This window comes from Phocaeicola paurosaccharolyticus JCM 15092 (assembly GCF_000613805.1).
GTDB lineage: Bacteria > Bacteroidota > Bacteroidia > Bacteroidales > Bacteroidaceae > Phocaeicola > Phocaeicola paurosaccharolyticus.
In genome coordinates this window covers 22,744-35,385 of record NZ_BAJR01000006.1, presented here as the reverse complement: position 1 = coordinate 35,385, position 12,642 = coordinate 22,744, and the positions used below count along the sequence as shown (strand labels likewise).

The following is a 12,642-nucleotide window of genomic DNA, read 5'->3' as shown; positions in this document are numbered from 1 at the left end:
TTACATAATATTATGGAATTCTCAGCAAAACAAATCGCAGAATATATCCAGGGTCAAATTGTCGGTGATGAAAATGCAAAGGTTCACACTTTTGCAAAAATTGAGGAGGGTATACCTGGAGCACTTTCTTTTCTTTCAAATCCAAAATACACTCATTATATATATGACACTCAATCTTCCATTGTGTTGGTAAACAGGGATTTTGAGCCTGAGCAGGAAGTTAAAGCGACTCTTATTAAAGTTGACAATGCTTACGAAAGTCTGGCCAAACTTATGACTCTATATGAAAGCAGCAAACCTAAGAAAACAGGAATTTCTAAACAGGCTTATGTTTCTGAGTCAGCTAAAGTTGGTGAGAATGTTTACATCGCTCCATTTGCTTGTATTGAGGATGGTGCGACAGTAGGTGATAATACTATTATTGAATCTAACGTAGTCATCGGTGCCGGAGCTAAAGTGGGTAATGACTGTATCATATATCCTAATGTGACAATATATCATGACTGTATCGTTGGTAACAGATGTATATTACATTCAGGAAGCGTCATCGGAGCAGACGGTTTCGGTTTTGCACCTTCTCCTGAAGGATACGAAAAGATTCCACAGATTGGAATTGCCAAACTTGAGGATGATGTAGAAATAGGTGCAAACACATGTGTTGACAGAGCAACTATGGGTGCTACTATAATTCACAAAGGAGTAAAACTCGATAACCTTATTCAGATTGCCCACAATGTAGAAGTCGGTTCAAATACCGTTATGGCTTCTCAATGTGGTGTAGCAGGCTCTACAAAAGTTGGAGAATGGTGTATGTTCGGTGGACAGGTAGGTCTTGCCGGCCATATAAGAGTAGGCGATGCAGTTCAGGTAGGAGCTCAATCCGGTGTAGCAGGAAATACGAAATCAAATCAGACTATCATGGGTGCACCTGCATTCAATGCTAAGAAGTATATGAAATCATCCATCTACTTCAAAAATCTACCTGATATGGCTGCAACTATTGCGGAATTAAAAAAAGAGATTAAAGAACTTAAGCAAAATATTAAATAAATATAGCTCATGTTGAAACAAAAGACATTAAGAGGCAGTTTCTCACTATATGGAAAAGGCCTCCATACAGGAGTAAACTTGACTGTGACATTCAATCCAGCACCTGAGAACCATGGTTACAAAATAAAGAGGATAGACATTGAAGACCAACCTATCATTGATGCAGTAGCAGAAAATGTTGGCGAAACTACAAGAGGTACTGTTCTTGTTAAGAATGGAGTAAAGGTAAGCACTGTAGAACACGCACTTGCTGCTCTTTATGCTGCTGGCATAGACAACTGCCTTATAGAGGTTAACGGACCTGAGTTCCCTATCCTTGACGGTAGTGCAAAATTCTATGTTGAGAACATACAACGTGTTGGTATAGAAGAACAGACTGCTGTAAAAGATTACTATATAATCAAGTCTAAAATAGAATTCCGTGATGAGGAGACTGGTTCTTCTATAATTGTACTTCCTGATGAGAATTTCAGTGTTAATGCATTGATCTCTTACGATTCAAAGATTCTCTTTAATCAGTTTGCTACATTGGAAGACATGCAGAAGTTCCCTACAGAGATTGCTTCTGCAAGAACATTCGTCTTTGTTCGTGAGATAGAACCTCTTCTTAATGCAGGACTTATCAAAGGTGGAGACTTAGATAATGCTATCGTAATTTACGAACGCCAGATGTCACAAGACAGATATGACAAGCTTGCTGATGTAATGCGTGTACCTCATATGGATTCTAACCAACTTGGTTATATAAACCATGTTCCATTGGTATGGGACAATGAACCTGCACGTCATAAACTACTTGATATAATAGGTGACCTTGCTTTAGTTGGAAAACCAATTAAAGGACGTATTATTGCAACTCGTCCAGGACATACTATCAACAATAAATTTGCCCGTAGAATTCGTAAAGAGATAAGGCTTCACGAAATTCAGGCACCAACATACAACTGTAATGAGACTCCAATAATGGATGTCAACCGTATTCGTGAACTCCTTCCTCACAGATATCCATTCCAATTAGTGGATAAAGTGATTGCTATCGGAGCAAACTATATTGTTGGTGTAAAGAATGTAACATCAAACGAACCATTCTTTCAGGGACATTTCCCTCAAGAACCTGTTATGCCTGGAGTTCTTCAGATTGAAGCCATGGCACAATGCGTGGATTGCTAGTCTTGAACTCACTTGATGAACCAGAAAGATATTCAACATACTTCCTGAAGATCGACAATGTTAAATTCCGTCAGAAAGTAGTACCTGGCGATACAATGATTTTCCGTGTTGAGCTTATTGCTCCAATACGCCGCGGCATATCAACCATGAGAGGATATGTTTTCGTTGGTGAGAACATTGTATGTGAAGCAGAATTTATGGCACAAATAATTAAAAATAAATAAAGATAGAATAAATGATTAGTCCATTAGCGTGTATACATCCCGATGCAGTAATTGGCAAGAATGTAGAAATCGGTGCATTTGTCTTTGTAGATAAGAATGTTGTTATTGGTGACAACAATGTTATCATGCCAAATGTTACCATTCTATATGGTGCAAGAATTGGTAATGGAAATACAATTTTCCCAGGTGCTGTAATCAGTGCCATACCACAAGACTTGAAATTTCAGGGCGAAGAGACAACAGCAGAAATAGGCGACAATAACAAGATTCGTGAAAATGTTACTGTAAACAGAGGTACATCTGCAAAAGGACGTACTGTTGTTGGTAACAATAATCTCCTGATGGAAGGTGTTCACGTAGCTCACGATGCGATAATAGGTAATGGATGTATTATTGGGAATGCTACCAAAATGGCTGGTGAAATTATTATAGATGACAATGCTATAATAAGTGCAGCAGTTCTTATGCATCAGTTCTGCCATGTCGGTGGTTATGTAATGATTCAGGGTGGATCAAGATTTAGCAAGGATATCCCTCCTTATATTATTGCAGGAAGAGATCCTATTACATATGCTGGTATTAATATTGTAGGACTTAGAAGAAGAGGATTTTCTAATGAGTTAATCGAGAACATACATAATACTTATCGCATTATCTATCAGGCCGGGTTAAATGTATCTGAAGCTCTTTCAAAAGTCCGCGAAGAGATACCTATGAGCCCAGAAATAGAATACATAGTATCCTTTATTGAAAATTCTCAAAGAGGAATAATCAGATAATAAAGTTTTTTATACCTTTACGTATATATAGAACTAATTTAAACGAATATATGGTTTACAGATTTACAATAATTTCTGACGAAGTTGATAATTTCATTAGAGAAATAAAAATAGATTCAGAAGCCACTTTCTTCGATTTTCATACTGCTATACTTAAAGCTACTGGATATAATGATGATCAAATGACGTCATTTTTTATCTGCGATGATGATTGGGAAAAACAACAAGAGATAACTCTTGAGGATATGGGCAGCAGTTCGGAAGAGGATACTTACGTAATGAAAGATACTCCTTTGAGTGAATTGATAGAAGATGAAAAACAGAAACTTATCTACATCTTCGACCCTCTTTCTGAAAGAATATTCTTCATTGAACTATCTGAAATTATAACAGGTACAAATTTAAAACAATCAGTTTGTTCTCGTAGTGAGGGAGATGCTCCAAGTCAGACTATAGATTTTGACAAAGAACTATCTGCTACAGCTTCTAATGTTGACCTTGACGAAAACTTCTACGGTGATCAGGACTTTGACATAGAAGAATTCGATCCTGAAGGATTTGACATTGACGGAGCTTCAAGCCCTATAGACAACGAGAGTTTATAATAACGACATTGCGTTGAGAGGTGCATCTTCTCATTGAAAATATATTACCCACGTAACACTTCCTGTAACGTGGGTGATTTTTTAAAATCACGATTCTTTTACCAAATATTCAGCCAATGAAGAAAAGACTAATAGTATTAATTGGACCTACGGGAGTGGGAAAGACTGATTTAAGCCTCTCAGTGGCCGAATACTTTAATGCGCCCATCATTTCTGCTGACTCAAGGCAGATATATACAGATCTGAAGATTGGAACAGCAGCTCCTACTCCATCACAATTGGCTAGAGTAAAGCACTATTTTGTAGGTATCCTGAAACTTGATGATTATTATAGCGCTGCTCAATATGAATCGGAAGTCATGAATAAATTAGATGAGCTTTTTCTGACTCATTCAACTGTTGTCCTAACAGGAGGATCTATGATGTATATTGACGCTGTATGCAAAGGAATAGATGATATCCCAACTGTCGATAAAGAGACTCGAGAAATAATGATGAGCAGATATGAGGAAGAAGGACTGGATAAGTTGTGCGCGGAACTTAAATTGTTAGACCCTGAATACTACAATATAGTAGACCTAAAAAATCCTAAACGAGTTATTCATGCACTCGAAATATGCTATATGACAGGTAAGACATATACATCTTTCCGTACTGCGACCAAAAAAGAGCGCAAATTTGATATTATTAAAATCGGCCTCACAAGAGATCGCGAGGAACTATACAGCAGGATAAACCAGCGAGTAGACGCCATGATTACTGAGGGATTGATTGAAGAGGCTAAGAGTGTATATCAATACAAAGGGCTGAACTCTCTAAATACCGTAGGCTACAAAGAGCTATTCTACTACTTCGATGGATTATATAGTATAGAAGAAGCTATTGATAAGATAAAACAGAATTCACGAATTTATTCGCGAAAGCAGATGACATGGTTTAAGCGTGATGAAGAGATCAATTGGTTTAATCCTGATCAAAAAGAGGAGATAATGACATTCTTATCCGAAAAGATATCTTCACATATTATACTAAAAAATAAAATTTATATGTAGTCAATATTGAGAGAATTACATTGGAATACAAAAAAATCCGCAAACTTTATGGCTTGCGGATTATATATTTAGAATAAGACTCTATCAAAACATAAACATGCCTGTAAGGACAACTCTGTTGTTACCTACAGAATGAGTATCAATAATCTTACCATTTGAATGATTCAACTTTCCATACCAAGCAGAAGTGTAGTTATACTCGCATCCGAATTTCCAGTTAGGTAGATTATATGTAAGCTCAGCTGTACCACTCATTATTCTATCTACATTTGTGCCGATACCATATAGAGTAGAAACATCTTTAGAAGTTCCCAAATTCTTCATATATCCAAAGAATAGACCTGGTCTCCATGTTTTTCCATAAACTACATTAATCCATGATGCGCTATTTCTTATAGGAGTATATTTCTGCTCACCTGTTGCATTATCCACATTTGTTACACCATAGCCACCGAGCATAGATACATGAGTGAGGTTTGAACCAAGAGTGCTCTTTGCTGCAACGTACCACTTATTAGCATTATACTTCAGATGTACTTCATAAGAAAGAGATGTAATTCTCTCGTCTACCTTATATACCTTTTCACCAACATTAGTTTGAGTTCTTGGTACTAAAGAGATCATATCTACTCCGGCTCCAACTAACCATGCCGGAGTTTTGTAATCCAATCCAACAAACATCTCAGGAATGCAGCTATTCTTGATGTAAATATTGCTCTTTCCAGCTGGACCTTGTGAAAGATACTGTGACTGCCACAATAGAGCTGCAGTAAATCTCATCTTTCCTTCATTGCGTTGGAAACGTACCTGAGGAGCGCGACTAAATGGTTGGAAAGGAGCACCCATATTAAGGTTAAGAATTTGAGGAGCTACGTCGCCATACAATGGACTCCATGTCTGACCTATAAGAAGAGAGTTCTTTTCCCAGGCCAGATTTATATACGCATGTCTTAAACGTACAACTGACAACGTAGTACCGGTACCACGAAAGTCAGCCTCAATCTTTGCAGAAGTCTTTGCACCCCACAACTCAGGTCCTGCGACATCAGCGCCTAAACGGCTATATACTGAATAGAAATTGCTGTTTGCTGTAGCATTTAGATCTTTTCCTAACTCATCATACACTCTGTCTTTAGGGTACATATAAAATATACCATCAACAGATTCCTCGTTTGATCGGCTATTATAAAATAAGTCATTCCTTACCTGTCCATAGAACTTGTAACTTATCTTTTTTTCCTGTGCATCTGCTCCAAAAATAAACAATAAAGCAAAGGCGTAAACAAAAAGTCTTTTCATAGATTTGTGTTTATAAAATAGAGCGCAAAATTACTATTATTTTAAAATAATTATCCTTTTTAATCAATATTTACAAGCTGAAAACGTTTTTTTATACACATAAGTGAATTTCTTGAGATAAATCAACCACAATAGCTATAATCCTTTATATCAGACATTAATAAATTAATAATATTATTTTTGTAACTTTATAGCATTATATATGAAAGAGATAGACAAAATGCGTACCGGGCAATTAGCAGATATGTCTGACCCAGAAATACTGGACAGCTTCAAACATGCTAAAATTCTCATTGCAAAGATGAGAAATATGAGCATCTATGATGATAAATATCGTAGCTTACTTGAAGAACTGATACCATCGATGTCTCCTTCAACTATAATAATGCCACCTTTCTATTGCGACCATGGCTCAGGAATACGTCTTGGCAGCAATGTATTCATAAACACCAACTGCACATTCCTTGATGGAGGATATATTACAATAGGTGATAATACACTCGTTGGTCCTAATGTACAGATATATACTCCACACCACCCTTTGGATTATATGAAAAGAAGAGAAAATAAAGAGTATGCTTATCCAGTGAATATTGGACGTGATTGTTGGATAGGTGGAGGAGCTATAATCTGTCCCGGAGTAACCATAGGAGATAAATGTATCATAGGTGCAGGCAGTGTGGTTACAAAAGATATCCCGGAAAACTCAACGGCAGTTGGTAACCCAGCCAGGGTAATTAAACAAAACTAATTTGTATTTACAATACGAAAAACATTTGACCAAATTATATAATTTACAGAAATGAAAACACGCTTTTTATTTAACTCTATTATTTTTCTATTACTACTATCGGTAAAACAATCTTCTGCACAAAACCTCGTTCCATTGGATTGGAAAATTAGTTTCTCAGACCCCTCATCGTTAGCAACACGAGACATGGCAGCAGAAGACAACATCTCTCTACTACTATCTTGGGAGAGACAAAACTACTTCGGAGCAGATGGGAAATGCACACTCTCCACTGAATTTAATGTAAATCAGCCAAATCTGCAATACAAGATTAGTTCAAAAGTACAATGTCACATCCTTTCAATGAGGATAAATGGAAAAGAAGTTGCTACAAATGTAAATACCGATTTCTGGGGTGATAGAAAAAGAACTACAGAGATTCTTTTACCTAAAAAGCTACTCAAGAAAGGTAAAAACAGCGTTGAACTTCTTTGCGAAAATTTAGGATATACTGGTGGAATTAGTCACAACATCTTCACTATTACTCCTGTGAACAATAAATGCAAGGAAGAGGTTAAGATATCTGTCAATAGTAAAAACCATCTCTTCATAAATGAAAATCCTATCTTATCAATACAAACTAAAGGTTGTACAAAAGGTGAACTAAGTATCAAAATAGAGAATGATTTCCATAAGTTGCTTCTCGATACAGTTATAGCTGTTAATAGTGCCAAAAACAATATTCTTTTGGATATCTCCAAAACTGCATCTAAACCAGGATTCTACCAATGTAGTGCCGTTCTACATGGAAAAGGCTATTGTGGTGATGTACAATGGGTAGCAATAAATCCTGAGAAAATAGAGTGCAACAATGTTGAGAGCAGATTCTTCGATTCATATTGGAATAAAGCAAAAAATGAACTGGCCAAAGTATCACCCAATTTTAAGATGCATAAGGTTGACTCACTGAGCTATGGTACAAGAAACTGCTACATAGTAGAGATGCAGTCTTTGGGAAATCTAACTATAAGAGGTTACTATTTTGTCCCTAAAAACAGCTCTAAACATCGTGCTCTGTTGCATGTGCCAGGGTACGGATATGGATTCAATGATGTAGAGAAATTTTCAAAAATGAGTACCGACAGGATAGATTTTGCTCTCTGTGTACGTGGACATGGAATTAGTGCTGATAAGTTTAACCCCGGCTTTGGCTTACCTGGAATATGGGGATACCAGCTATGCAACAGCGATTCCATAGCCTACCGTGCAATTTATATGGATTGTGTTCGCGCAGTTGATTTTCTCTCATCACGTCCTGAAGTAGACAAGAAACATATCGGTGTCGAAGGTGGTAGCCAGGGCGGAGGTCTCTCACTTGTAACAGCCGGACTATGTAATGACAGAATAAGTGCCTGTGCCTATTTCGATCCTTTCCCATGCGACATACGACACTCTATTGAGACAAGAATAATATGTAGAACAGAGTTGTATAACTTCATTAAGTATTATAATAATTGCTGCTCATTCTTTGATGCAATGAATATACAAGATCTGATTGATACCCGTTATTTCGCACCAAGAATAAAATGCAAAGTAAACTTTGCCACATCACTTTTTGATGACGACTGTCCTCCACATCAAGGTTTCGCGGCTTACAACCTGATAAACTCACCAAAGCAATACACCATCTACCCAAATGACAGCCATCTTGGTGAATCAAATTACGGAAAGATGTTTCTTGATTGGTTCGACGAAGTGTCAAAACTGTAGAATCTGTAATAAAAAACATTCTGAAGTTATTAATTAAGATAATTATATTATTCATTTGGTGCCTACAGCTCATCGGCTATAGGCACCAGACGTTTTATAAATATAATTAAGCTAATAATTTACCCTAAAGATCCATTCCCTTATCTCTTTCAGAGTACATTTGCCCTAAATACTCAATAATTGCTACACATCATAATTTCGCGTTTTAGTTTAATCAAATAGTTGTATTTGAGTCATTCTTTTAGAAGACTATTTACCCTCATTCCTCAGAATATAATTCTTTAAAAGCTATAGATAATTATAATATATTCCTATTTATAGTCTCTCCTTTGCCATATTATTCCTAATAAATAGTTTTGTAGCAGAAAATAACAACGAATATAATAATAACAAAAAATATACAGCTATGGCACAGAAAAGACTTCATTTCGAGACACTCCAACTTCATGTCGGACAAGAGCAGGCTGATCCTGCTACTGACTCACGCGCAGTACCTATCTATCAGACTACTTCGTATGTATTCCACAATTCGCAGCATGCAGCCGACCGCTTCGGACTTCGTGATGCCGGTAACATCTATGGCAGACTTACTAACTCCACACAAGGAGTATTTGAACAGCGTGTAGCTGCCCTTGAAAGTGGCGTAGCTGGCCTGGCTGTTGCTTCTGGTGCAGCTGCGGTAACATATGCACTGCAAAATATTCTGCAAAATGGAGACCACATTGTGGCTGCCGATAACCTATATGGTGGTTCATATAATTTAATAACACATACACTCACTACTCAAGGAATTGATTACAGTATCGTAAACTTCTCAGACTTCGACGCTATAGAGGCAGCTATCCGTCCAAACACTAAGGTAATATATGCCGAAACATTTGGTAATCCTAACAGTGATGTACTTGATATAGATAAAGTAGCAGAGATTGCACATAAACATAACATTCCTCTAATAGTCGACAACACATTCGGCACACCTTATCTTATCCGACCTATTGAGCATGGGGCAGACATAGTAGTGCATTCAGCTACCAAATTCATAGGTGGACATGGTTCGTCACTTGGTGGTGTAATTGTAGATGGAGGCTCTTTCGACTGGAAGTCAAATGCGGACAAGTTCCCAACTCTTGCTAAACCAGACCCAAGTTATCATGGTGCTGTTTTTGCAGATGTAGCCGGCTCTGCAGCCTTTGTTACACGCATCCGTGCAGTCATTCTACGTGATACAGGTGCTACAATTTCACCATTCAATTCCTTTCTTCTTCTGCAAGGACTAGAGACATTATCATTAAGAGTAGAGCGTCATGTGAGCAATGCTTTGAAAGTGGTGGATTATCTAGCCAACAATCCTAAAGTTACTAAAGTCAACCATCCTGCTTTGGCTTCGCATCCTGATAATAATCTATATAAGAAACTTTATCCGAACGGAGCATCGTCAATCTTCACTTTTGAAATAAAAGGCGGTCAAGAAGAGGCTTGGAAATTTATAGACTCATTGCAGATTTTCTCTTTGCTTGCAAATGTTGCAGATGTAAAAAGTCTTGTAATCCACCCATACAGTACAACACACTCACAACTCTCACCAGATGAACTGGAACAGCAGCACATTACTCCTTCTACTATCCGCCTCTCAATAGGCACTGAGCATATTGATGATATTATAGCAGACCTAGATCAAGCTTTCAAACAGGTATAATTAACATAAGTCAAAAGCATAAGTCTACTAACGGGAATCAAAATAAAATACTGATTCTTGTAAGTAGACTTATGCTTTATATATACAGACTGTATCTAGAAGACACGCAACTTGACTCAGTTACTATTCTTTGGGGATTTAACCAACTAAGCATACAGTTTAGTAACCCTTAATAAGTAGAAATTTACATAATCAATCCTCTAAATGTAACCCTGAAAGATTATAGCTTTGCATTAAATCATTCAGCACCGGCATAGTTCAGCCCCTGCACCTGCCTTCTGTACATGAAACAGGTCTATTATCTGTGTCGCAAAACCTGTCATGATCGGATAACGAACCGATCATGATCGGTTGAGCAATGAATCATGATCGGTTGAACAGTTTATCATGATTAATATTCTGAACAATGAAAATGATTCATCCTCTCTTTTCTTTACATGAAACAGAGAAAATATTATTAATCAAGAAGGTGAAAACAACTTAATAAATCCGCAGATCCAAAAAAACCTAAAATATCCGCTGATTCTAACTTTTGAATAATTTGAATACTGCCTAAAAATGAAAAAGCCTGTAAATCAATGATTTTACAGGCTTTTGTTTGTTTTTGAAATTCTTTTTGCGGAGAGACAGGGATTCGAACCCCGGGAACCTCGCAGTTCAACGGTTTTCAAGACCGCCGCAATCGACCACTCTGCCACCTCTCCAAACTCCTTTAGTGAAGTACTTTCCTTGTGAAAGCGTTGCAAAAGTATGATATTTTTCTGAATCTTACAAGAGCTTATCCCCTTTTTTGAAATAAAAATATAATTGCTTATCTATTAAAATCATAATGAGAAATGCTATGATACATATTCTCAACCAATTATGTTATATGAACTGAAAGAGACAAACAAAATTTTTATTATCCTTTCGCATCTTTCAGCTGAAGCAGTTTCTTATAGACATATATGAATGCAAATACAAGGAATGTATCTGCAAATATCCAAGCTGTAGGATCACCAAAGCATACTGCTATATATCCAAAAGCAGGAACTGCAAAAATACTTACCAGTATTCTGGCTACCATCTCGGATACTCCGGAAAGCATGGCTAGTCCTGTATAGCCTGCCCCCTGAATAGTATATCTCAATATACACAATAGTCCAAGTATAGGAAAGAATGATACTGATATATGAAGGAAAAGTTCTGCATTATTCAATATTTCAAACTCTGACGCATCGACAAAGAGCATAGCAATATAGCGTGCTGAAGTCATAAGGATAATAAAAGCAAACGACCAATATATTATCATAACTAAAAGGCTTGCCTTAACCCCTTGAAGAATTCTCCTTGGATTACCTGCACCGAAGTTCTGTCCGGAATATGTAGCCATAGCTATTCCTAAAGTCTCTAAAGGAGACATAAAGAACATCTTTATACGCATCGCCGCAGTGAAAGCTGCAACACAAGCTGTACCAAGTGCATTATTGGCACTTTGCAACATTATACTACCTATTGCGGTAATTGAGAACTGCAAACCCATAGGTACACCTATGTATAACAGATGTGAAGCGAGACGTCTATCAAACTTGGATTTTCGGAAGTTAATTTTAAGTATATCAAACCTCTTTATCATAAATATATAGCATAGGACAGCCGATATACCCTGTGCCAGTAGTGTAGCTATAGCTGCTCCGGCTACTCCCCACCCTACTACCAGAATAAAAAATAGGTCAAGAACTATATTAAGTATAGTCGCCAATAGCAGGAACCAAAAAGGTGTTTTACTATCGCCAACAGCCCTGATGATACTTGATAGAAGATTGTAAAAGAATGTACATGGAATTCCTATAAATGTTATAAGCAGATATCTGTATGCATCATCGTAAATATTCTCTGGAGTGCTCATCATTGTCAGAATATCTGAGCAGAGTAATGAGGTTATTACAGCCAATACAATTGAAATAACAATTGCAAGGTGAATACTGGTAACAACATACTTTCTCATACTATCATAGTCACGTGCACCAAACTTCTGAGCAATAGGTATTCCAAAACCTCCACAGCATCCATTACAAAATCCAAGAATTAGGAATATTACTGATGTACTTGCTCCAACAGATGCAAGAGCATTTATGCCAAGAAACTTACCCACAATAATAGCATCTACGAGAGAGTATGTCTGCTGTAAAATATTACCAAGCAACAGAGGCATGGCAAAGTTTAATATTAGAGGCAAAGGCTTGCCTGAGGTCATATTTTTAGTGGCTGCCATATAATAGTATAAT

9 protein-coding genes, 1 tRNA gene and 1 pseudogene are annotated in these 12,642 nt (G+C 37.1%); 8 read left to right on the top strand and 3 right to left on the bottom strand.

Annotated elements, in window-relative coordinates; translation table 11 throughout:
* The first annotated feature begins 12 nt into the window (after window positions 1–12).
* The 5 genes and pseudogenes from lpxD to miaA all read left to right on the top strand — a co-directional run bounded on the left by lpxD (window position 13) and on the right by miaA (window position 4,880).
* Window positions 13–1,050 carry a UDP-3-O-(3-hydroxymyristoyl)glucosamine N-acyltransferase gene (gene lpxD / locus JCM15092_RS04515; protein WP_024993620.1) on the top strand — a complete coding sequence of 346 codons (1,038 nt, stop codon included), beginning with the start codon at window positions 13–15 and terminating at the stop codon, window positions 1,048–1,050.
* A 9-nt stretch (window positions 1,051–1,059) separates the two neighbouring features.
* Window positions 1,060–2,444: pseudogene (locus JCM15092_RS14925) on the top strand (bifunctional UDP-3-O-[3-hydroxymyristoyl] N-acetylglucosamine deacetylase/3-hydroxyacyl-ACP dehydratase).
* A gap of 11 nt (window positions 2,445–2,455) precedes the next feature.
* Window positions 2,456–3,223 (top strand): acyl-ACP--UDP-N-acetylglucosamine O-acyltransferase, encoded by a 768-nt coding sequence (gene lpxA / locus JCM15092_RS04505; RefSeq protein WP_024993619.1) that lies wholly within the window; start codon window positions 2,456–2,458, stop codon window positions 3,221–3,223.
* A gap of 50 nt (window positions 3,224–3,273) precedes the next feature.
* Window positions 3,274–3,828, top strand: a complete 555-nt coding sequence (locus JCM15092_RS04500; protein ID WP_024993618.1) for an IS1096 element passenger TnpR family protein — start codon at window positions 3,274–3,276, stop codon at window positions 3,826–3,828.
* 116 nt (window positions 3,829–3,944) lie between these two features.
* The gene (gene miaA / locus JCM15092_RS04495) at window positions 3,945–4,880 is read left to right on the top strand and encodes a tRNA (adenosine(37)-N6)-dimethylallyltransferase MiaA (protein WP_024993617.1); all 936 of its coding nucleotides are present in this window, start codon (window positions 3,945–3,947) and stop codon (window positions 4,878–4,880) included.
* 84 nt (window positions 4,881–4,964) lie between these two features.
* Here miaA and JCM15092_RS04490 read toward each other — a convergent pair whose 3' ends face one another.
* A complete protein-coding gene (locus JCM15092_RS04490) occupies window positions 4,965–6,179 on the bottom strand; it encodes a DcaP family trimeric outer membrane transporter (protein ID WP_024993616.1) in 1,215 nt (404 codons plus the stop codon).
* A 202-nt stretch (window positions 6,180–6,381) separates the two neighbouring features.
* Here JCM15092_RS04490 and JCM15092_RS04485 point away from each other — a divergent pair, with 202 nt between their 5' ends.
* The 3 genes from JCM15092_RS04485 (at window position 6,382) to JCM15092_RS04470 (ending at window position 10,375) form a co-directional block, all read left to right on the top strand.
* Window positions 6,382–6,930, top strand: a complete 549-nt coding sequence (locus tag JCM15092_RS04485) for a sugar O-acetyltransferase (RefSeq protein WP_024993615.1) — start codon at window positions 6,382–6,384, stop codon at window positions 6,928–6,930.
* 51 nt (window positions 6,931–6,981) lie between these two features.
* Window positions 6,982–8,679, top strand: coding sequence for an acetylxylan esterase (locus JCM15092_RS04475; RefSeq protein ID WP_084488445.1), 1,698 nt, complete (start codon window positions 6,982–6,984; stop codon window positions 8,677–8,679).
* 406 nt (window positions 8,680–9,085) lie between these two features.
* Window positions 9,086–10,375: an O-acetylhomoserine aminocarboxypropyltransferase/cysteine synthase family protein gene (locus tag JCM15092_RS04470; RefSeq protein WP_024993612.1), complete on the top strand. Its 1,290-nt coding sequence runs from the start codon at window positions 9,086–9,088 to the stop codon at window positions 10,373–10,375.
* A 619-nt stretch (window positions 10,376–10,994) separates the two neighbouring features.
* Here JCM15092_RS04470 and JCM15092_RS04465 read toward each other — a convergent pair.
* Both JCM15092_RS04465 and JCM15092_RS04460 read right to left on the bottom strand, forming a co-directional pair.
* A tRNA-Ser gene (locus JCM15092_RS04465) sits at window positions 10,995–11,079 on the bottom strand.
* Between the two features lie 197 nt (window positions 11,080–11,276).
* Window positions 11,277–12,629 (bottom strand): MATE family efflux transporter, encoded by a 1,353-nt coding sequence (locus JCM15092_RS04460; RefSeq protein ID WP_024993611.1) that lies wholly within the window; start codon window positions 12,627–12,629, stop codon window positions 11,277–11,279.
* Window positions 12,630–12,642 lie beyond the last annotated feature (13 nt).